The organism is Pseudomonas sp. NBRC 111139 (assembly GCF_001753955.1).
In the GTDB taxonomy this organism is placed as follows: Bacteria; Pseudomonadota; Gammaproteobacteria; order Pseudomonadales; family Pseudomonadaceae; genus Aquipseudomonas; species Aquipseudomonas alloputida.
Window position 1 is genome coordinate 18,201 of the sequence record NZ_BCBP01000066.1, and the last position, 20,396, is coordinate 38,596.

The following is a 20,396-nucleotide window of genomic DNA, read 5'->3' on the forward strand; positions in this document are numbered from 1 at the left end:
GCTTGTACCGGCCTATTCGCGGGTGAACCCGCTCCTACAAAGGCCTCGCAGGGCTGGGGGGGGACACCTTTGTAGGCGCGGGTTTGCCCGCGAAAGGGCCGGTACAGGTAAGCACGGTCGGGTCAGGCGCTAAGGGCCAGGTAACGGTTCTTGATGCTCGGGTCCTCGCGGAACTGCGCTGCACTGCCTTGGTAAGCGACGCGGCCCTGCTCCAGCACATAGTGGCGATCAGCAAGGGCATCGCAGACCATCAGGTTCTGCTCTACCAGCAGGATCGACAGCCCTTCGTCCTTGATCCGTCGCAGGATCTTCACCAGTTCATCGACAATCACCGGGGCCAGGCCTTCGGTGGGCTCGTCGAGGATCAGCAGCCTGGGGCCGTTGAGCAGGGCGCGGGCGATGGCGAGCATCTGTTGCTCGCCACCGGACAGGGCAAAACCACCGTTGCGGCGACGCTCCTTCAGGCGCGGGAACATGCTGTACACGTCCTCCAACTGCCAGCGGCTGGTCTTGCGCACGGCAATCTTCAGGTTCTCCTCGACGCTGAGCTGGCGAAAGATGCCGCGGTGCTCCGGCACCAGGGCAATGCCCTGCCGGGCGATATCGAAGATTTCGCGGCCGACCAGTTGCTGGCCGTTGAAGCTGATCTGCCCCTGCCGTGGGCGGACGATGCCAAGGATGCTGCGCAAGGTGGTGGTCTTGCCTGCGCCGTTGCGCCCCAGCAGCGTTACCAGTTCGCCAGCCTCAACCTTGAGCGAGACACCTTCGAGCACATGGCTCTTGTCGTAGTAGGAATGGATCGAATCGACGTTGAGCATCAGGCGGCCTCTCCAAGGTAGGCGGTGCGTACGCGCTCGTCGTTGCGCACCTGTTCAGGGGTACCCTCGACCAGGATCTGGCCGTGACTCATCACCGTGATGCGCTGGCTGATCGACATGACAATGCTCATGTTGTGCTCGATCAGTAGCACGGTATGGTCGCGGCCAAGGTCGCTGATCAGGTCGGTCATCACCGGGATGTCGTCGATGCCCATGCCCGAAGTGGGTTCGTCGAGCATCAGCAGGGAGGGCTTGGCGCAGATCGACATGCCCACTTCCAGCACCCTTTGCTGGCCGTGCGACAGCTCGCCCGCCAGTGTTTCGGCACGGGCGCTCAGTTTCAGGCGCTCCAGCACCTGGTCGGCGGTGTTCCAGTGGCTGCGCTTGTGCTCGACGCTGCGCCAGAAGTTCAGCGCGCCCAGGCCATCACGGCCTTGGGCGGCCAGGCGCAGGTTCTCGCGCACTGAAAGGTTCTGGAACAGGCTGGTGAGCTGAAACGAACGCGCCATGCCAAGTGCCACCCGCCCGTGGGACGGCTTGCGAATGATGTCCTGGCCATTGAACAGGATCTTGCCGGCAGTGGCCTGACGTTCGCCGGTCAGGCAGTGGAACAGGCTGGTCTTGCCGGCGCCGTTGGGGCCGATAATGGTGTGGATGGTGCCGGCTCGCACTTTGAGGTCAACGCCCGCGACCGCCTTGAACGGCCCGTAGGCCAGCTCCAGGTCGCGGGTTTCCAGGAGGTAGTCGCTCATCACAGGGTCTCCTTGGTCTTGGCCTGGGGTTTGTCATCGGCATTGCGGGTGGCCAGCAGGCGCTTGCCCAGTTCGGTCAGGCCGCCCCACAGGCCGCCACGCATGAACACCACCACCAGAATCAGGATCACCCCCAGCAGCATCAGCCAGCGTGGCCAAAGTTCCGACAGCACGTCACCCAGCAGCACGATGGCGCCGGCCCCCAGCAGCGAGCCGAACAGTGAGCCGGTGCCGCCGACGATGGTCATGATCAGGATGTTCTCGCTCATCATCAGGTCGATGTTCGACAGCGGCGCAAAGTGCAGCAGCATGGCGTACAGCGCCCCGGCGATGCCGGTGATGGCGCCCGACAGCATGAACACCAGAATCTTGAAATGGCGGGTGTCGTAGCCGATGGCGGCGGCGCGGGTCTCGTTCTCACGGATAGCCAGCAGGGTGCTGCCGAATGGCGAACGGATCACCCGCAGGGCTGCGGCGAAGATCAACAGGAACAGCACCGCGACGAACACATAGAAGTGCCGCGGATCGGCCAGGTCGACCAGCACATGGCCGGCGATTTCGATATTCGGCCGTGGCACATCAAGCAGGCCGTTGTCACCGCCGGTCCAGCCGCTGAGGGTATAGGCCAGGAAGTAGGCCATCTGGCTGAAGGCCAGGGTCAGCATGACGAAGTAGATGCCCGTGCGACGGATCGCCAGTGCGCCCACCAGCAGCGCGAGGAAGGCGCCGAACACAGCTGCGCCAAGCAGCGCGGCGAACATGCCCCACTGCAGGTGGATCATCAGCAGCGCTGCGCCATAGGCGCCCACGCCAAAGAAGATGCCCTGGCCGAACGACAGCAGTCCGGTGTAGCCGAGCAGCAGGTTGCAGGCCAGTGCGGCCATGGCAAAGATCAGGATCTCGGTGGCCAGGGTGGCCGAGGGCAGCAACAGCGGCAGCGCCACCAGGCTGGCAACTACCAGCGACAGCAGCGCCGGGGCGCGGCCCTTGGCGACTGGCAATGGGTTTTTCTCGCTCATCTCAGGCTCTCCCGAACAGGCCGTAGGGACGGACCAGAATCACTGCTGCCATGGCGCCATAGATCATCAGGCTGGCGCCTTGCGGCCAGAGACTGGTCATCATGCTTTGCACCACACCCACCAGCAGGCCGCCAACCAGCGCCCCGCCGAACGACCCCATGCCGCCAATCACCACCACCACGAAGGCAATGCCGAGGATTTCCGGGCCGACGAAGGGCTGGGCGCCCCGTAGCGGCGCAAACAGCACACCCGCCACACCTGCCAGGCCCACGCCCAGGGCGAATGTCAGGGAGAACAGGCGGAAAATGTTGGTGCCCAACAGCGACACGGTCTCGGTGCTTTCGCTACCGGCCCGCACCAGTGCGCCGAAACGGGTGCGTTCCAGCAGCAGCCACAGGCCAATACCGATCAGCGCTGCGAAGCCGATCAGGAACAAGCGGTAGTAGGGGTAGATGAAGTCGCCAAGTATCAGCACCCCGCGCAGTTCAGGTGGTACGGCAATGTTCTTGCCCACCGGGCCCCAGATCAGCACCGACGCTTCCTGGATGATCAGCGCGATGCCGAGGGTGACGAGGATCTGGAAGGTGTGCGGCAGGTGGTAGATGCGTTTGATCAACAGGCGCTCGACCGCCCAGGCCAGCGCGGCCACCACCAGTGGCGCAATCAGCAGCGCCAGCCAGAAGTTGCCGGTGACGGCCACGGCGGTGTAGCACAGGTAGGCGCCCAGCAAGAAAAACGCGCCGTGGGCGAAGTTGACGAAGTTGAGCAGGCCGAAAATGATCGTCAGGCCCACGGCGATGAGGAAGTAGATCATCCCCAGGCCCAGGCCGTTGAGCAGTTGGAACAGGTACAAATCGAGCATGAGCGTGCCCTCGACAGCGCGCCGGGCGGCTGCCTGTACAAGTGTTTGTGACTAACGCCGCAGCTTCAGGCCAGGGCGCAACCGGTGTGATCGACCTCGACGAACGAGCGGCCCGAACTGATGACTTCGGCCAGGTCGTCCTCGTCGCGCATCTGCCCCTGGGGCTTGCCGCGCAGCAGGTAGTAATCCTTGAGCACCTGGTGGTCACCCGGGCGGATCAGTTCTTCGCCGGTCGGGCCCTGGAAGCGCATGCCTTGCAATGCCGCAGACACGGCGGCCCCGTCCAGGCTGCCGGCCTTGACGATGGCCTCGAGCATCACCTTGGTGCCGATGTAGTCGGCGGCCAGCGGGTAGTTGGGGTTGATGCCATAGGCCTTGCGGGTGGCGGCGACCAACTGTTTGTTCAGCGGGGTGTCGACCTGGTGCCAGTACTGCGCACCCAGGTACACGCCCTCGAGCACGTCGCTGCCCAGCTCCTGGAACTGGTCGAGGCCGGCAGACCACACCATCAGCACTTTCATGCGGTCCTTGATGCCGAAGTTGACCGCCTGGCGCAGGGCGTTGGAGGCCTGGCTACCGAAGTTGAGCAGCACCAGCACGTCGGGCTTGGCGGCGATGGCGTTGGTCAGGTAGCCGGAAAATTCCTGCTCCTGCAGCGAGTGGTAGCTGTTGCCGATGTGTTCCACGCCGAGCTCGGCGAACACTTTGCGGGCGTTGTCCAGCAGGGCATCGCCGAATACGTATTGCGGGGTGATGGTGTACCAGCGCTTGGCCTGGGGCAGCTGGCGGCTCATCGGCACCAGGGTTTCGCGGATGGCACCATAGGTGGGCACCGACCAGCGGAAGGTTGAGGCATTGCAGTCCTTGCCGGTGATTTCATCGGCACCCACAGGCGTCATGAACACGCCGCCGGCTTTGTGGATTTCCTTGGACACCGCCAGTGCCGAAGACGACAGGGTGCACCCCTGGAAGAAGCGTGCGCCATCCTGGCCGATGGCTTCCTGCACCTTGCGCACCGCCTTGCCGGCGTTGCCTTCGGTGTCGATGACTTTGTACTTGAGCGGGTGGCCGAGCAACTGCGGGTGCTCGGCGATGGCCAGGCGCGAGCCCATGTCGGCGTACTTGCCGTAGCTGGCGAAGGCGCCCGACATGGACTTGAGCCCATAGAAGGTCAGCGGTTGGTCGGCGAATGCCCGGTGTGCCCCCAAGGGGAGGCTACCTAAGGCACCCAGGGCAAGGCCTGCCTTGAGCAGGGTACGTCTTTGCATGAGTAACTCCTTGTTTGTGGTTATTAGGCAGGAGTGGCAATGACAAAGCGGGTACGGCCGGGCCTGTGTGCAGGCCTCTTTACAGGCGCATCAGTGGTGGTGATCGAACTCCAGCAGGAAGTTACGGGCAACCTCGCCTTCCAGCGCGGTCATATGGTGCTCGGCGTCGCACATGTGTTCGTGCATCAGCCGGCGTACGGCGGGTTCGTCGCTGGCGCGCAAGGCGGTCAGCAGTTGCTTGTGGTAGTCGATGTTGGCGGCGGCGAACTGCTGGCGCTTGGGCAGGTAGGCCTTTTTCAGCACCACCAGGTCGCGCAGCAGGTCGTTGAGGAACACCGCCATGAAACGCAGCAACGGGTTGGGGCAGCGGTCGGCCAGCAGGGTGTGGAATTCAAGCTCCGCCAAGCGCTGCTCACGCTGGCCTTCTTCGCTGTCTTCCGGCGCGCTGCAGAAGTCGATGTTAGCCTGCAGCGCGGCATAATCGGCCTCGCTCAGCTTGCCCATCACCGACACCGCCAGTTCTACCTCGATGACTTTGCGCAGCTGGTACACCTGTTCGCCGTCCAGGTGCTGGAAATGCAGGTAGTTGCGCAGCGCGCGGCTGGCTGGTTCGGTGCCCACTTCGTTCAGGTAGGCGCCCCCGGTCGGGCCGGTGCGGGTGCTGACCAGGCCTTCGACTTCGAGCGCCTTGAGCGCTTCGCGGGCGGTGCCCTTGGAACATTCGAAATGCTCCATCAGCTCACGTTCGGTGGGCAGGCGGTCGCCGGGGTGCAGCGCTTCGGTGACGATCGAGCGCTTGACTGATTCGACGATCACATCGGACAGCTTCTGGCGCTTGCGTTTGGGTTTGAGCATTTCGCTATTTTTCATATTTATGCGGATAAATAGGATTTAGCGAGTTTTGCCCAGGCGGGTCAATGCTGGCGGTGGGGAGGGGTCGTAAATGGTGTGAAAGGGTCGGGGAGGGATATGTGGGGAGGGGCTGTAGGGTGGGGGAGCCGCGAATGCTGCAGTGGCGCTACTGACGCATTCGCGGGTGAACCCGCTCCTACACAGGGGGGGGACCCATGGGTTCAGCCCTTTTGGCCTGGGCCTTGCTGCAGGTGGGCCTGGCTGCAATACCACTCATTGCCCTGCTGCAGCGCCCGGTCGTTGGGCAGGTGCACGCCGCAATGGGCACAGCGCACCATCTTCAGCGGCGCATCCAGCTTCGCCTCGGGGTGCGACTGCTGGCTGACTTTGAACTTGCGCCACAGCCAGAACGCGGCGGCGATCAGGGCGATCCAGAAAAGTAGGCGAACCATGGTGTCCAGCTTGTCGATTGAAGAAGCCAACAGTCTAGGACGCGGCCAATAAAAAAGGGAGGCCCAAGGCCTCCCTTTCATTCACCGCTGAAGGTCAGTCGAACAGACCAAAGGTCATGTAGCTGAACCAGGAACGGTCTTTCTCGGCTTCTTTCGGGCCTTCCGGCACGATCGGGTCGCCGTTCTCGTCTTTAGGCAGCAGCTCTCGCGGCATCTCGTCGCGCGCGTCCTGGAACTGCTTGACCACGTCCTGGTTGGCGCGGGTTTCGCCTGGCGGCAGCGGGGTCTCGGTTTCGATCAGGCCCAAGGTGGCCTTGGACAGCCAGCCGCGGCCGTCAGACTCGGTCTGCTTGGGCTGGAACTCGCCATCGACCAGGCTCGGGTGGTCCGGGTAGTTGAGCTTGAGGGTTTCCAGGCTCGTGGCGGCCAGTTCGTCCAGGTGCAGCTTCTGGTACGACTCGACCATCACCGCCAGGCCGTCACCGACGGACGGGGTTTCCTGGAAGTTTTCGACCACGTAGCGGCCACGGTTGGCAGCCGCTACATAAGCCTGGCGGCTCAGGTAGTAGTCGGCCACGTGGATTTCGTACGAAGCCAGCAGGTTGCGCAGGTAGATCATGCGCTGCTTGGCGTCTGGCGCGTAGCGGCTGTTGGGGAAGCGGCTGGTCAGCTGGGCGAACTCGTTGTACGAGTCGCGGGCGGCGCCCGGGTCACGTTTGGTCATGTCCAGCGGCAGGAAGCGCGCCAGCAGGCCACGGTCCTGGTCGAACGAGGTCAGGCCCTTGAGGTAGTAGGCGTAATCGACGTTCGGGTGCTGCGGGTGCAGGCGGATGAAGCGCTCGGCGGCCGACTTGGCGGCCTCGGGCTCGGAATTCTTGTAGTTGGCGTAGATCAGCTCGAGCTGCGCCTGATCGGCATAGCGGCCGAACGGGTAGCGCGACTCCAGGGCCTTGAGCTTGTTCACGGCGCTGGTGTAGCTGGAGTTGTCCAGATCAGCCTGGGCCTGCTGGTACAGTTCGGCCTCGCTGAGGTTCTCGTCAATGACCTCTTTATTAGAGGAACAGGCCGCGGTAAGCCCGAGGATGGCGATCAGCAGCAGGTGTTTCACTCGCATGGCGGCTTGCGTCCCTTTGACGGCCGCTGTCTTGGGCGGTGCCGTCCTGTTATGATGAGCGCCCCGGCCAACCCCGGGACAAAAGAAGCCGTATTTAACCACAAGCTCGCAGCCGAAACCAAAGGCTGTGCGCCCGCCGAATCGAGCATGTCCGAGATCATTCAACTTAGCGCAGAGGTACCGTCCGAACTGGGCGGCCAACGCCTCGACCAGGTCGCCGCCCAATTGTTCGCCGAGTACTCGCGTTCGCGGCTAACTTCGTGGATCAAAGAGGGCCGCCTGACGGTCGATGGTGCAGTCGTGCGCCCTCGAGACCTTGTTCATGGTGGCTCTCTGCTTGCCCTGGAGGCCGAACAAGAGGCCCAGGGCGAGTGGATCGCAGAAGATATCGAACTGGATATCGTCTACGAAGACGACCACATCCTGGTGATCAACAAGCCTGCCGGGCTGGTTGTGCACCCGGCGGCCGGGCATGCCAGCGGTACCCTGCTCAACGCGCTGCTGCACCATGTGCCAGACATCGTCAACGTGCCGCGCGCCGGTATCGTGCACCGCCTGGACAAGGACACCACCGGCCTGATGGTGGTGGCCAAGACCCTGCAGGCGCAGACCAAGCTGGTCGAGCAGATGCAGGCCCGCAAGGTCAGCCGCATCTACGAGTGCATCGTGATTGGCGTGGTGACTGCCGGTGGCAAGATCGACGCGCCCATCGGCCGTCACGGCGGCATGCGCCAGCGCATGGCTGTAACCGACGGCGGCAAGCCGGCGGTCAGCCACTACCGCGTACTCAAGCGCTTCCGCTCGCACACCCATGTGCGGGTCAAGCTGGAAACCGGCCGTACCCACCAGATTCGCGTGCACATGGCCCACGTGGGTTTCCCACTGGTTGGCGACCAGACATACGGCGGGCGCTTCCGTATTCCGCCCGCTGCCAGCCCGACCATGGTCGAGGCGGTCAAGACCTTCCCGCGCCAGGCGCTGCATGCGCGTTTCCTCGCCTTGGCCCACCCGATTACCGGTGAAGTCATGAAGTGGGAATCGCCACTGCCGGATGACTTCGTCTGGTTGCTGTCGCTGCTGAACCAGGACCGCGAGAGTTTCATCGGATGAGTGACCTGACGCAGGCGTTGCTGTTCCCCGACTGGCCGGCCCCGGCTTCGGTCCGCGCCTGTGTCACCACCCGTCAGGGCGGAGTAAGCCTGCCGCCCTACGAAACCTTCAACCTCGGCGACCATGTTGGGGATGACCCTGCCGCGGTCGCCGAGAACCGCCGCCGCCTGAGCGAACAGTTCACCATCCAACCGGCCTGGCTCAAGCAGGTGCATGGGCGGGTGGTGGCGGATGCCGACCCGGCGGTGGTCGCCGAGGCCGATGCCAGCTGGACCCACCAGCCTGGCATTGCCTGCACCGTGATGACCGCCGATTGCCTGCCTGCGCTGTTCTGCGACCGTGCCGGCACCCGCGTGGCGGCGGCGCATGCTGGCTGGCGCGGGCTGGCGGGTGGCGTGCTGGAAGCCACGCTGGACCGGCTGGCGCTGCCGCCAGAAGAGGTGCTGGTGTGGTTGGGGCCTGCCATCGGCCCGCAAGCGTTCGAAGTGGGGCTGGAAGTGCGTGATGCCTTTACCGCCGTGCACCCGCAAGCAGCTCGGGCATTCGTCGACGGCGAACGGCCAGGCAAGCTGTTGGCGGATATCTATGAGCTGGCGCGTATTCGCCTGGCTGCCCGTGGCGTGACTGCTGTTTATGGCGGTGGTTTGTGCACGGTCAGTGATGCGCGGTTCTTCTCCTATCGCCGTACCCCGCAGGGTGGGCGTTTTGCATCGTTGGTCTGGCTGGACCCGCGCTAGCCTGTACCGGCCTCTTCGCTGGCACGCCCGCTCCTACAGTGATTCTGCAAACATTGAAACCGGTGGTGTACCTGTGGGGGCGAGCATGCCCGCGAATGGCCCCCGTTAATCCAACAGGTTGACTTTGGTCAACCCCGCTACGCTTGAATCTTCCAGAATCAGCCTTATCTATAAAGTCATCTCAGGCAGGTTTCTTTATAAACAGGCGCTGTCCATCGCTCCGACCTGCCCTTTAAAGGAAGGTACACCATGCGAATAGACCGTTTAACCAGCAAGCTGCAACTTGCAATATCCGATGCCCAATCTTTGGCCGTTGGCATGGACCACCCTGCCATCGAGCCCGTGCACCTGTTACAGGCGCTGCTCGAACAGCAGGGCGGCTCCATCAAACCGCTGCTGATGCAGGTAGGCTTCGACATCAATGGCCTGCGCCAGGGGCTGGTGAAAGAGCTCGACCAACTGCCAAAAATACAGAACCCTACCGGCGACGTGAACATGTCGCAGGACTTGGCACGCCTGCTTAACCAGGCAGACCGCCTGGCACAGCAGAAGGGCGACCAGTTCATTTCCAGCGAGCTTGTGCTGTTGGCCGCCATGGACGAAAACAGCAAGCTCGGCAAGCTGCTGCTGAGCCAAGGCGTGAGCAAGAAAGCGCTGGAAAATGCCATCAACAACCTGCGTGGCGGCGCGGCAGTGAATGACGCCAACGCCGAGGAATCGCGCCAGGCGCTGGACAAATACACCGTCGACCTGACCAAGCGTGCCGAAGAGGGCAAGCTGGACCCGGTCATTGGCCGTGACGATGAAATCCGCCGTACCGTGCAGGTGCTGCAACGCCGTACCAAGAACAACCCGGTGCTGATCGGTGAGCCTGGCGTGGGTAAAACCGCCATCGCCGAAGGCCTGGCCCAGCGCATCATCAATGGTGAAGTGCCCGACGGCCTCAAAGGCAAGCGGCTGCTGGCGCTGGACATGGGCGCGCTGATTGCCGGTGCCAAGTACCGCGGTGAGTTCGAAGAGCGCTTGAAAAGCCTGCTGAACGAACTGTCCAAGCAGGAAGGCCAGATCATCCTGTTCATCGACGAACTGCACACCATGGTCGGCGCCGGCAAAGGCGAGGGTGCCATGGACGCCGGCAACATGCTCAAGCCGGCCCTGGCCCGCGGCGAGCTGCATTGCGTAGGTGCCACCACGCTGAACGAGTACCGCCAGTTCATCGAAAAGGACGCCGCCCTGGAGCGCCGCTTCCAGAAGGTGCTGGTCGAGGAGCCGAGCGAGGAAGACACCATCGCCATCCTGCGTGGCCTGAAAGAGCGCTATGAAGTGCACCACAAGGTGGCCATCACCGACGGTGCAATCATCGCTGCGGCCAAGCTCAGCCACCGCTACATTACCGACCGCCAGCTGCCGGACAAGGCCATTGACCTGATCGACGAAGCGGCCAGCCGCATCCGCATGGAGATTGACTCCAAGCCAGAAGTGCTCGACCGCCTTGATCGCCGCCTGATCCAGCTGAAGGTGGAGTCGCAGGCGCTGAAGAAAGAAGAAGACGAAGCGGCGAAAAAGCGCCTAGAGAAGCTGACCGAGGAAATCGAGCGGCTGGAGCGTGAGTATTCCGACCTGGAAGAAATCTGGGCTTCGGAGAAAGCTGAAGTGCAGGGCTCGGCGCAGATCCAGCAAAAGATCGAGCAGTCTCGCCAGGAGCTGGAAGCCGCCCGTCGCAAAGGCGACCTGAACCGCATGGCCGAACTGCAGTACGGGGTGATCCCGGACCTGGAGCGCAGCCTGCAGATGGTCGACCAGCACGGCAAGACCGAAAACCAGTTGCTGCGCAACAAGGTCACCGAGGAAGAAATTGCCGAAGTGGTGTCGAAGTGGACCGGCATTCCTGTGGCCAAGATGCTCGAAGGCGAGCGTGAGAAGCTGCTGAAGATGGAAGAGCTGCTGCACCAGCGCGTGATTGGCCAGAACGAGGCGGTAACCGCCGTAGCCAACGCCGTGCGCCGCTCGCGTGCCGGCCTGTCCGACCCGAACCGGCCAAGTGGTTCGTTCCTGTTCCTCGGCCCGACCGGTGTGGGCAAGACCGAACTGTGCAAGGCGCTGGCCGAGTTCCTGTTCGACACCGAAGAGGCGATGGTGCGCATCGACATGTCCGAATTCATGGAGAAGCACTCCGTAGCGCGCCTGATCGGTGCACCGCCAGGCTATGTAGGGTATGAAGAGGGCGGTTACCTGACCGAGGCTGTGCGGCGCAAGCCTTACTCGGTGGTGCTGCTGGACGAGGTGGAAAAAGCCCACCCGGATGTGTTTAACGTGCTGCTGCAGGTGCTGGAAGACGGCCGCCTGACTGACAGCCACGGGCGCACCGTGGACTTCCGCAACACCGTGATCGTGATGACCTCCAACCTGGGCTCGGCGCAGATTCAGGAACTGGTGGGTGACCGCGAGGCACAGCGTGCGGCAGTGATGGATGCGGTGGGGGCGCACTTCCGTCCGGAGTTCATCAACCGCATCGACGAAGTGGTGGTGTTCGAGCCATTGGGCCGCGAGCAGATTGCCGGTATTACCGAAATCCAACTCGGCCGCCTGCGCAGCCGCCTGCTGGAGCGCGAACTGTCGCTGAGCCTGAGCCCAGAGGCGTTGGACAAGCTGATTGCTGTGGGTTACGACCCGGTGTACGGCGCACGGCCGCTGAAGCGGGCGATCCAGCGCTGGATCGAGAACCCGCTGGCGCAGCTGATTCTGGCCGGCAAGTTCCTGCCCGGTACGGCGATCACCGCCAAGGTGGAAGGCGACGAAATCGTCTTCGGCTGATTGTGTTGCACCATGAGCCCCGCGTTTGCGGGGCTTTTTTCTGCCTGTTGCCCATGCCGGCCCCTTCGCGGCCAACCCTGCGCAGATTTTTGCAGGCTAGGCAGCCCCTCGTAGGCGCGGGTTTAGCCGTGAAAGGGCCGGCACAGCCCAGCTATTTCGGGCCTTTGCGCCAATCTTGGATAACCGCCTGAAATTTTTGAAATTTTTGCTTGCATCAAATTTAGAGTGCCCCTAATATACGCCGCGTTGTCAGGCACTAAGCGAATCACCAGCAACATCAGTGATCGCAAAACAACTTACAAATCAGTAAGTTGAATGAAAAAAAGTGGTTGACAAGCAAAACGAAGAATGTAGAATAGCCGGCCTCAGCAGCGACAACGCGAAAGCGAAGAAGCTAAAGAGTCCGAAGCGAACACGGTCTTCGGAGTTGTACCGAAGTTCAGTTCCGCGATAGCTCAGTCGGTAGAGCAAATGACTGTTAATCATTGGGTCCCTGGTTCGAGTCCAGGTCGCGGAGCCAATCTCGGGGTGTAGCGCAGTCCGGTAGCGCGCCTGCTTTGGGAGCAGGATGTCAGGAGTTCGAATCCCCTCACCCCGACCATTTTCCGGGTCGTTAGCTCAGTTGGTAGAGCAGTTGGCTTTTAACCAATTGGTCGTAGGTTCGAATCCTACACGACCCACCATGTAGAAAAGGGCATCTCAAAGAGATGCCCTTTTTTTTGAAACACTCGGGGTGTAGCGCAGTCCGGTAGCGCGCCTGCTTTGGGAGCAGGATGTCAGGAGTTCGAATCCCCTCACCCCGACCATTTTTGGGTCGTTAGCTCAGTTGGTAGAGCAGTTGGCTTTTAACCAATTGGTCGTAGGTTCGAATCCTACACGACCCACCATGAACAAAGGGCATCTCGCATGAGATGCCCTTTTTCTTTTGCCCCGAAAAATGCGCCCATCGGTGCAAATCCCACCTGCATCTATTTGCCACACCGCCCCTTTGTAGGAGCGGGTTCACCCGCGAATGCGGCAGTGCAGCCACCATCGCATTCACAGGTAAACCCGCGCCTACAGGGCATGGGGGCGCCTGTTAGTGCAACTTCAGGCGCGGCTCGGTACCCCGGCCAATCTTGCTGCCCAGCATCATCAACGCCGTGCGGAAGAACCCGTACAGCGCCATCTGGTGCATGCGGTACAGCGACACATAGAACATCCGCGCCAGCCAGCCTTCCAGCTTCACGCTGCCCATCAGGTTACCCATCAGGTTGCCCACCGCCGAGAAGCGCGACAGCGACACCAGCGAGCCATAGTCCTTGTACTCGTACGTCGGCAGGGCCTTGTTCTCCAGGCGCGCCTTCAGGCTTTGCGCCAGCATCGAAGCCTGCTGGTGCGCCGCCTGTGCGCGCGGCGGCACGTTACGGTCGCTGCCGGGTTGCGGGCAGGCGGCGCAGTCACCGAAGGCGAAGATGTTGTCGTCGCGGGTGGTTTGCAGGGTAGGGCGCACGACCAGCTGGTTGATGCGGTTGGTTTCCAGGCCATCGATGTCCTTGAGGAAACCTGGCGCGCGGATACCGGCTGCCCACACCTTCAGGCTGGCCTGGATCACTTCACCGTCCTTGGTTTTCAGGCCGTCCTCGGTTACTTCACTGACTGCGGCGTTGGTCATCACCTTCACACCGAGTTTTTCCAGGGTTTTGTGAACCGGTACGCTGATGCGCTCCGGCAGCGCCGGCAGAACGCGCGGGCCCGCCTCGATAAGGGTGATGTGCATGTCCTTGGGCTGGATGCGGTCCAGGCCATAGGCCGCCAGCTCGTGGGCAGCGTGGTGCAACTCGGCCGCCAGCTCTACACCGGTGGCACCGGCGCCGACAATGGCCACGCTGATTTTCTCGCTGGCCACGTCGCCGGCGTGGGCACGCAGGTAGTGGTTCAGCAGTTGCTGGTGGAAACGCTCTGCCTGCTTGCGGGTATCCAGGAACAGGCAGTGCTGCGCTGCGCCCAGGGTGCCGAAGTCGTTGGTGTTGGAGCCCACGGCAATCACCAGGGTGTCGTAGCCCAGGGTGCGCGCAGGCAGCAGCTCGCGGCCCTCTTCGTCGAGGGTGGCAGCCAGTTGAATCTGCTTGCCTTCACGGTCCAGGCCGCTCATGCGCCCCAGCTGGAAATTGAAGTGGTTCCACTTGGCCTGAGCCACGTAGTTCAGTTCGTCTTCCGAGGAGTTCAGCGAGCCGGCGGCCACTTCGTGCAGCAGTGGCTTCCAGATGTGCGTGAGGTTGGTGTCCACCAAGGTGATTTCGGCCTGCTTGCGCTTGCCCAGGCTTTTACCCAGGCGGGTCGCCAGTTCCAGGCCGCCGGCGCCGCCGCCGACAATCACGATGCGATGAGTCATGGGAATATCTCATAAGGTTTACGGAATTCGTGGCCCTGGGGGCCGGCCGCAAACTGCACGAGGGGAGGGCGAGCGCGAAGCAGCTCATAGCACCAGTCCACTCAGCAGGCGGCTGATGAGACCCAACCCGATGGTCACGGCCAGCACCAGCACAAGGAGCAGCCACGGCCGGAAGGGCCTGCGCTCGACTTGGTGCTGGGGGGCTCGCAGATACTCATCGACACGACGCTGATCTTCCGGGTTCAGGCGACTGGTCATGGTGGGCCTCGTCAGGTAGACGTTTGTGACTGCGCAAACGCTACAGCGTTCGCGCAGGCGCTTGAAACAAATGATAATGCTTTCTATCCCTGGCGCCGAGTGTACGCCATCGCAAACAGTCGCTGCACTGGATCAAAGACTGATGCCTACGTCGAAGACGATGCTGCGGCCCAGGTTGCCGCGCAGGAAATCCGGCGCATCGGGGTGGGCAAACAGTACCCGGGCAAAGGTTGGCCCGACCAGCGACAGCGAACGCCAGCCTTGGCGCAGGTATTCGGTAGGCGGCGGGAAGTGGGTGTTGAGGTCGAGCACTTCGCGCTTGAGGCTGGAGAACGCGATGATGTCCAGCTCGTTCAGCTCCAGCCCGCGTTCCCGGTAATTGTGTGCCTTTTTGCGCAAGGTGGGCGCCAGGCGCCCCAGCAGTTCGGTGGCACTGATGCGCCGCGGGCGTGCTTCGCGGCGTACCAGCTGCGCCAGGGAAAACGCACTGCGCCGCCGCTGCAGTTCCTCGCGCCATTCATCGTTCAGCCGGCGGCCCTCGTCGAGCACGAAAAACACCTCGAAGGCGGCGTCGCGGAACAGCACGTCTGGTGGCTCCTGCCCCGCCGGGGTGAAGTCCTCGCTGCGGTAGGGAATGTTCAGCCCCTGCAACAGGCGCTGGCACACCCAACGCTCCCGCTCCCACTTACGGGCGTTGGAGAGAAAGGCATTGGCTTGTTCGGCCTGGATGGTAAGCAGGCGCAGGTAGTCTGAGTCATCCATGCAGACAAGCTTAGCCGCTAATCGATGACGGTAAGATGCTGTTTAAGCGTGAAAATCAGCCCAGCACCGGCCACTGCTGCACCAGCCCGACCAGATGCACCACGCCAAAGCCCAGGCAGATCAGCGAACTGACCACGATAAAACGCTGCGAACGCCCGGTGCCCGCCAGCAATCCTGGCCCCAGCAGACCGCGTAGCAAGTACACCAGGGTGATCAGGCAAATGACTGGCAGCAGCAAGGGCAGCCGCCCGATCGCCCCGGCAGCCGACAGCGCATAGGCCGACCAGGCCTGCAACACGCAGGCGATAGCGGCGGTGATCAGCGCCGGGTAGCAGCGGCCCTTTTCGGCGGCCACCGCCATGCGCTCACCGGCCCCGAACAAACGGTACCAACGCGGCCCTACGGCGATGATGGCCAGGTGAAGTACGCCGATGATGGCGTTGAGTGCCGCTGCCAGTAGCAGGGCGGGGTTGGTTCCTTCCAGCATGACCAATGCTTCCTGCATCGAATGGAAGCGTCAGCCTACCGCAGCCGAAGGAATGGGAGAATGGGTGTAGACTCGGTTTTATCCACATGGCCGCAAAGGGTATTGTTCAGGTGATCAGCGCGCAGGTGTTATCCGGCACCACCCTTACCCTTGGCTGGCTGGGTTATGTGCCGTTGTTGATCTGGGCGGTGAGCCGGGTTCGCTGGGTGGAACTGTTTACCGACCGGCGCCGCCAGCATTTGCTGTTTGGCACGGTGTTCTGCCTGTTTGCGCTGTGGCTGGTGCGGCGCGACTTTGATACCGGGGTGTCGTACCACTTTATTGGCATGACGGCGGTTACCCTGTTGCTGGACTGGCCGCTGGCGGTGCTGGGTGGCTTCATGGCCCAGCTTGGCTTGCTGGCGCTTGGGCGACAAGACCTGGCGGCGTTGGGGGTGAACGGCTTGTTGCTGATTGGTTTGCCGGTGCTGATTACCGAGGTGTGCGCGATAGTGGTCGAGCGCGCCCAGCCGCGAAACCTGTTCGTTTATATCTTCTGTTCGGGGTTCTTCCCGGCAGCGCTGACCGTGCTGATTTGCGTCCCCGCAGCGCTAGGGGTGTTGTGGCTGGACGGGCGTTTTGCCCTGCCGGAGTGGCTCAGCGACTTTGTGGGCTACCTGTGGCTGATGATGTTCCCCGAGGCGTTCATCAACGGCATGGTGATCAGTGCGCTGGTGGTGTTTTGCCCCGAGTGGCTGGAAACCTTCAACCGCACACGGTATTTGCAGGCGCCCTGGAAGGAAGATGAGCGGTGATCATGCGGCGGCTCTGCCATCACATCTAAAACCTGACGCGGTCTCTGTGGGAGCGGCCTTGTGTCGCGAAAGGGCTGCGAAGCAGCCCCAGATTCGGTGGTAACTCAAAAAAATGCCGGGGCTGCTTCGCAGCCCTTTCGCGACACAAGGCCGCTCCCACAGGCCGGCACAGCCGCCTTGCAATCAGCTCAATGCCGCGGCTCCAGGTCCCCCGAATACAGCTCATCTTCGGACCCTTCCGACCCCGCAATCTTGTGCTCCTCGGCTGCCCAGGCGCCCAGGTCGATCAGCTTGCAACGGTCCGAACAAAACGGTCGGAACGCGTTTTTTTCGCTCCATTCCACAGGCGCGCCGCAAGTTGGGCAATCGACGGTCAATGGCTGGCTCATGGCTGGCCTCCTTTCAAAGTCAGGTAAAAGTGGTGCAGGCGGTCAATCTGCTCATGCAGCGCGGCCTGGCCGCCGTCGTTGACCACCACATCATCGGCATGGCGCAGGCGATCCTCACGGGCCAACTGCGCCTGCAAAATGGCCTGCACGTGCTCGGCACTGGTGTTGTCCCGCGCCAGGGTACGGGCTATTTGCAGGTCCTGCGGCGCATCGATCACCAGTACGCGTTGGGTCTTATGGTGCTGGCCCGATTCGATCAGCAGCGGCGACACATAGACCGCATAAGGCGACTGCGCCTTGGCCAGATAGCTGAAAATCTCCTGACCGATCAGCGGGTGCAGCAGTTGCTCCAGCCATTTGCGTTGCGCCGGGTCGGCGAAAATCAGCTGGCGCAGGGCGGCGCGATCGAGCTGGCCGTCGCCCTGCAGCACGCCCGGGCCGAAGCGCTCGACGATGCTGGCCAGGGCCGGGCGACCAGGTTCGACAACCCAGCGCGCCGCCTGGTCGGCATCGACCAGGTGTACGCCAAGCTCGACAAAGCGCTCGGCAGCGGCGCTTTTGCCGCTACCAATGCCGCCGGTCAGGCCGAGAATCCAGGGGGTAAAGGCCGCAGTGGTCATCAGTATCCAAGCAGTTGCATGTATGAGGCGTATATTTCATCACCCCAGAGCACGGCAATCCACCCCGCAATTGCCAGATAAGGGCCAAACGGGATTGCCGTGCCCATGGCATGCCGGCGAAAACGCAGCAGGTACAGGCCAACAAGCGCCCCCACCACCGACGACAACAGCAGCGTCAACGGCAGCACCTGCCAACCCCCCCACGCCCCGATCAGCGCCATCAGCTTGAAATCGCCATAGCCCATGCCTTCCTTGCCGGTGACCAGCCTGAACACCCAGTACACCGTCCACAGGCTGAGGTACCCGGCCACTGCGCCCCACAGTGCGTCGGCCAGGGGCACATGGATGCCAAAGGCATTGACGATCAGCCCTAGCCACATGGTCGGCAGCACCAGCACATCCGGCAGCAGCTGGTGGTCCGCATCGATCAGGCTCAGCGCCAGCAGGCACCAGGTCAGCGGCAACGCCAGCAACGCCTCTACCGAAGCGCCGAAGCGCCAGGCCACTACCAGCGACAGCAGCGCGCTGGCCACTTCCACTACCGGGTAACGCAGGCTGATGCGGTTTTTGCAGGACGAACAGCGCCCGCCCAAGGCCAGGTAGCTGATGACCGGAATGTTCTCCCACGCACGAATCCGGTGCGCGCAGTGTGGGCACCGGGAGGCGGGCAGGCACAGGTCGAAACGCGCGTGCTGCGTGGTCGGCAGCCCCAACACCTCTTGCGCCTCACGCTGCCATTGGCGCTCCAGCATGATCGGCAGGCGATATACCAGCACGTTGATAAAGCTGCCCACCAGCAGGCCGAGCACCGTGGCAAGGGTGAGGAAATACGCTGGCTGTTCAGCCAGCAAAGCCCATAAAGTCATGTTCAGATCAAACTACCCAACTGGAAGATCGGCAGGTACATCGCCACCACCAGGCCACCCACCAGCAAGCCCAGGATCAGCACGATGGCCGGCTCCAGCAGGCTGGTCAACTGGTCCAGCGCCTGGCTGACCTGTTCCTCGTAATGGCTGGCGGCTTTTTCCAGCATCTGGTCCAGCGTGCCGCTGGATTCACCGATGGCCGTCAACTGCACCAGCAAGGGGGGAAACAACGGTTCACCGGCCATCGCCTGGTTCAGCCCTTGCCCATTGGCCATGCCTTGGCGCAGCCGCAACACCGCCTGCTCGTGCAGGTCGCCACCTGTTACCCGCGCCACCGTCCCCAGCGCATCCAGCAACGGCACCCCGGCGCCGTAGGACGTTGCCAGGCTGCGCGCAAACCGCGCCAACGCGGCCTGCCCCAGCAACTTGCCAAACACGGGCAAGCCCAGCACCCGCCGAGATATCCACAGGCGCGCTGGCGCGTGCTGCCGGTAAAGCTGGCGCACGGCAACACCCAGCACCAAGCCCATCACCAGCAGCAGCGGCGCAAACTGGCTTAGCCCTGTGGACAAGTTGATCACCCATTGGGTAAATGCTGGCAACGCCGCGCCCATGCCCGAGAACATGCTCTCGAATTTCGGAATCACCTCCAGCAACAAGATCGCCGACACCCCCAGCCCGGTCAGCAACAGCAGCAGCGGGTAGATCATCGCCTTGCGCACCTTCTTGTGCAGCACCCGACGCTGTTCCAGCATGCCGGCCAGCTGCTCCAGCTGCCGGTCGAGCGTACCGGACTGCTCGCCCACCCGTACCAGGTTGCAATACAGCGCATCGAACCATGCCGGGTGACGCTGCAACGCATCCGCCAACCCCAGGCCCGAGGCCACATCCTGTTTCAATCTTTCCAGCAACGTCGCCTGCGCCGCATCGCAACCACTGCGGCCCATCACCTCGAACGCCTGCAGCAGCGGCACCCCGGCCTTGAGCAACGTCGCCAACTGCCGGCTGAACCCCGCCGGGTCGGCCTTTTCGCGCCGCTTTGGCAAGCTGAACGCCAGCCCGCTGGCCGGCCGCAAACTCGCCACCGTAATGCCCTGGCGAATCAGCCCGGCACGCACATAAGCCGGGCTGCGCCCGGGTGTTTGGCCGCTGACCGGCGTGCCATTGGCGTCGGTGCCGTGCCAGCGGTAGAGAAGTGAAGATGAAGTCATGCAAAGGTCCTTGTTCAGCCCCGGCGACAAGCCTGGAAACAGCTTGCCGCGTCCATGCAAGGGCACGCGTCCGTGATGCTCACTAGAGTAGTTCAGCGAAGATGACGCCCGTGCGGGCAGGGGTGACAAAAGGTGTCTGTTCAGGCCTACTGCGCCGCTGCCGGTTGGGGCGCAACTGACCTCAATGTGTAAGCGAATCAAAAAGGAACTACGTTCATGAAAGGGCAACGCGGTATCACCCTGATCGAACTGATGATCGTCGTCGCGATCATCGGCATTCTGGCGACCATCGCCTTACCGATGTACACCAACCACCAGGCACGCTCCAAAGCCGCGGCCGGGTTGCTGGAGATCAGCGCTCTGAAGACGGCGATGGATCTGCGGCTGAATGATGGAAAGGATGTAGCGGATGTCGCCGCGCTGGGTGGCCAGCCGGCGACGGCGCATTGTGCGATCACGGCGAGCGGCAAGGCCGCGGATGGTAGCGGCAGCATTGTCTGCACCCTGGTGGATGCGCCGGCCAACGCGTTGGGCAAGGCCCTGACCCTGACGCGTTCGGCCAGCGGCTGGGCGTGCACGACCGACATCGAGGAAGACCTGGCGCCCAAAGGGTGCAAGGGGGCTTGAGGGCAGGGCAATAAACCAGCGGAAACAGGGGTTTGCGTTACGGGTGTGAGCAGTGGTACGTTGCGCTACACGCCGGTGTAGCTCAGTCGGTAGAGCAGCGCACTCGTAACGCGAAGGTCGCAGGTTCGATTCCTGTCTCCGGCACCAGAATCAGTTGGCCTATGGCGATTTATCGCTACCTGGCACCAATAGAAGCCCGCCTTGTGCGGG

Annotated in this window: 21 protein-coding genes and 6 tRNA genes; 11 read left to right on the forward strand and 16 right to left on the reverse strand. The window is 62.6% G+C overall.

Translation table 11 applies throughout. From position 1 onward, the window contains the following. Window positions 1-122: 122 nt before the first annotated feature. From BJQ17_RS23750 to BJQ17_RS23785, 8 genes are all read right to left on the reverse strand, one after another. The gene (locus BJQ17_RS23750; RefSeq protein WP_003247569.1) at window positions 123-818 is read right to left on the reverse strand and encodes an ABC transporter ATP-binding protein; all 696 of its coding nucleotides are present in this window, start codon (window positions 816-818) and stop codon (window positions 123-125) included. Beyond that, window positions 818-1,570: an ABC transporter ATP-binding protein gene (locus tag BJQ17_RS23755; protein ID WP_060538610.1), complete on the reverse strand. Its 753-nt coding sequence runs from the start codon at window positions 1,568-1,570 to the stop codon at window positions 818-820. The genes BJQ17_RS23750 and BJQ17_RS23755 overlap by 1 nt, the downstream gene beginning before the upstream one ends. Then, entirely contained in the window at window positions 1,570-2,589 is a 1,020-nt protein-coding gene (locus BJQ17_RS23760; RefSeq protein WP_003247567.1) for a branched-chain amino acid ABC transporter permease, read from the reverse strand. Before BJQ17_RS23760 ends, BJQ17_RS23755 begins: the two co-directional genes overlap by 1 nt. A gap of 1 nt (window position 2,590) precedes the next feature. Then, window positions 2,591-3,451, reverse strand: coding sequence for a branched-chain amino acid ABC transporter permease (locus BJQ17_RS23765; RefSeq protein WP_003247565.1), 861 nt, complete (start codon window positions 3,449-3,451; stop codon window positions 2,591-2,593). 65 nt (window positions 3,452-3,516) lie between these two features. Next, the gene (locus tag BJQ17_RS23770) at window positions 3,517-4,719 is read right to left on the reverse strand and encodes an ABC transporter substrate-binding protein (protein ID WP_003247562.1); all 1,203 of its coding nucleotides are present in this window, start codon (window positions 4,717-4,719) and stop codon (window positions 3,517-3,519) included. Window positions 4,720-4,809: 90 nt separating this feature from the next. Further along, window positions 4,810-5,574 carry a FadR/GntR family transcriptional regulator gene (locus BJQ17_RS23775; protein WP_003247561.1) on the reverse strand — a complete coding sequence of 255 codons (765 nt, stop codon included), beginning with the start codon at window positions 5,572-5,574 and terminating at the stop codon, window positions 4,810-4,812. A gap of 218 nt (window positions 5,575-5,792) precedes the next feature. Then, on the reverse strand, window positions 5,793-6,023 hold the full coding sequence (locus BJQ17_RS23780) for a PP0621 family protein (RefSeq protein ID WP_060538609.1): 231 nt from the start codon (window positions 6,021-6,023) through the stop codon (window positions 5,793-5,795). A gap of 94 nt (window positions 6,024-6,117) precedes the next feature. Continuing rightward, on the reverse strand, window positions 6,118-7,137 hold the full coding sequence (locus tag BJQ17_RS23785) for an outer membrane protein assembly factor BamD (protein WP_003247556.1): 1,020 nt from the start codon (window positions 7,135-7,137) through the stop codon (window positions 6,118-6,120). A 147-nt stretch (window positions 7,138-7,284) separates the two neighbouring features. On the opposite strand from BJQ17_RS23785, the gene rluD reads away from it, so the two are divergent. The 8 genes from rluD (at window position 7,285) to BJQ17_RS23825 (ending at window position 12,685) form a co-directional block, all read left to right on the forward strand. Continuing rightward, entirely contained in the window at window positions 7,285-8,247 is a 963-nt protein-coding gene (gene rluD / locus BJQ17_RS23790; protein WP_003247554.1) for a 23S rRNA pseudouridine(1911/1915/1917) synthase RluD, read from the forward strand. Beyond that, complete coding sequence (gene pgeF / locus BJQ17_RS23795; RefSeq protein WP_003247552.1) at window positions 8,244-8,984, forward strand: peptidoglycan editing factor PgeF; 741 nt, start codon at window positions 8,244-8,246, stop codon at window positions 8,982-8,984. Before rluD ends, pgeF begins: the two co-directional genes overlap by 4 nt. Window positions 8,985-9,233: 249 nt before the next feature. Further along, the gene (gene clpB, locus BJQ17_RS23800; RefSeq protein ID WP_070096748.1) at window positions 9,234-11,798 is read left to right on the forward strand and encodes an ATP-dependent chaperone ClpB; all 2,565 of its coding nucleotides are present in this window, start codon (window positions 9,234-9,236) and stop codon (window positions 11,796-11,798) included. 444 nt (window positions 11,799-12,242) lie between these two features. Beyond that, window positions 12,243-12,318 (forward strand) — tRNA-Asn (locus tag BJQ17_RS23805). 4 nt (window positions 12,319-12,322) lie between these two features. Then, a tRNA-Pro gene (locus tag BJQ17_RS23810) sits at window positions 12,323-12,399 on the forward strand. A gap of 6 nt (window positions 12,400-12,405) precedes the next feature. Beyond that, window positions 12,406-12,481: transfer RNA gene (locus BJQ17_RS23815), tRNA-Lys, on the forward strand. Window positions 12,482-12,527: 46 nt separating this feature from the next. Further along, window positions 12,528-12,604: transfer RNA gene (locus BJQ17_RS23820), tRNA-Pro, on the forward strand. A gap of 5 nt (window positions 12,605-12,609) precedes the next feature. Further along, window positions 12,610-12,685: transfer RNA gene (locus tag BJQ17_RS23825), tRNA-Lys, on the forward strand. A gap of 191 nt (window positions 12,686-12,876) precedes the next feature. Here the strand turns inward: BJQ17_RS23825 and BJQ17_RS23830 are convergent. From BJQ17_RS23830 to BJQ17_RS23845, 4 genes are all read right to left on the reverse strand, one after another. Continuing rightward, entirely contained in the window at window positions 12,877-14,172 is a 1,296-nt protein-coding gene (locus tag BJQ17_RS23830) for an NAD(P)/FAD-dependent oxidoreductase (protein ID WP_003247549.1), read from the reverse strand. Between the two features lie 84 nt (window positions 14,173-14,256). Next, a complete protein-coding gene (locus BJQ17_RS23835) occupies window positions 14,257-14,430 on the reverse strand; it encodes a DUF3094 domain-containing protein (protein WP_008091951.1) in 174 nt (57 codons plus the stop codon). Window positions 14,431-14,562: 132 nt separating this feature from the next. Further along, a complete protein-coding gene (locus tag BJQ17_RS23840) occupies window positions 14,563-15,192 on the reverse strand; it encodes a DUF1780 domain-containing protein (RefSeq protein WP_003247546.1) in 630 nt (209 codons plus the stop codon). Between the two features lie 55 nt (window positions 15,193-15,247). Next, window positions 15,248-15,679 (reverse strand): hypothetical protein, encoded by a 432-nt coding sequence (locus BJQ17_RS23845; RefSeq protein ID WP_003247544.1) that lies wholly within the window; start codon window positions 15,677-15,679, stop codon window positions 15,248-15,250. A gap of 86 nt (window positions 15,680-15,765) precedes the next feature. Here BJQ17_RS23845 and BJQ17_RS23850 point away from each other — a divergent pair, with 86 nt between their 5' ends. Beyond that, window positions 15,766-16,473 carry an energy-coupling factor ABC transporter permease gene (locus BJQ17_RS23850; protein ID WP_014859437.1) on the forward strand — a complete coding sequence of 236 codons (708 nt, stop codon included), beginning with the start codon at window positions 15,766-15,768 and terminating at the stop codon, window positions 16,471-16,473. 188 nt (window positions 16,474-16,661) lie between these two features. Here the strand turns inward: BJQ17_RS23850 and yacG are convergent, their stop codons facing one another. Genes yacG through BJQ17_RS23870 form a run of 4 tightly spaced genes read right to left on the reverse strand, consistent with a single transcriptional unit; the run spans window position 16,662 to window position 19,559 of the window. Continuing rightward, window positions 16,662-16,862 carry a DNA gyrase inhibitor YacG gene (yacG, locus tag BJQ17_RS23855; RefSeq protein ID WP_003247540.1) on the reverse strand — a complete coding sequence of 67 codons (201 nt, stop codon included), beginning with the start codon at window positions 16,860-16,862 and terminating at the stop codon, window positions 16,662-16,664. Beyond that, entirely contained in the window at window positions 16,859-17,482 is a 624-nt protein-coding gene (gene coaE, locus BJQ17_RS23860) for a dephospho-CoA kinase (protein ID WP_070096749.1), read from the reverse strand. The genes yacG and coaE overlap by 4 nt, the downstream gene beginning before the upstream one ends. Then, complete coding sequence (locus BJQ17_RS23865; protein WP_070096750.1) at window positions 17,482-18,348, reverse strand: A24 family peptidase; 867 nt, start codon at window positions 18,346-18,348, stop codon at window positions 17,482-17,484. Before BJQ17_RS23865 ends, coaE begins: the two co-directional genes overlap by 1 nt. Before the next feature lie 2 nt (window positions 18,349-18,350). Next, window positions 18,351-19,559, reverse strand: a complete 1,209-nt coding sequence (locus BJQ17_RS23870; RefSeq protein WP_070096751.1) for a type II secretion system F family protein — start codon at window positions 19,557-19,559, stop codon at window positions 18,351-18,353. Window positions 19,560-19,775: 216 nt separating this feature from the next. Here BJQ17_RS23870 and BJQ17_RS23875 point away from each other — a divergent pair, with 216 nt between their 5' ends. Both BJQ17_RS23875 and BJQ17_RS23880 read left to right on the forward strand, forming a co-directional pair. After that, on the forward strand, window positions 19,776-20,186 hold the full coding sequence (locus BJQ17_RS23875; RefSeq protein WP_012051131.1) for a pilin: 411 nt from the start codon (window positions 19,776-19,778) through the stop codon (window positions 20,184-20,186). A gap of 71 nt (window positions 20,187-20,257) precedes the next feature. Then, window positions 20,258-20,333 (forward strand) — tRNA-Thr (locus BJQ17_RS23880). Window positions 20,334-20,396 lie beyond the last annotated feature (63 nt).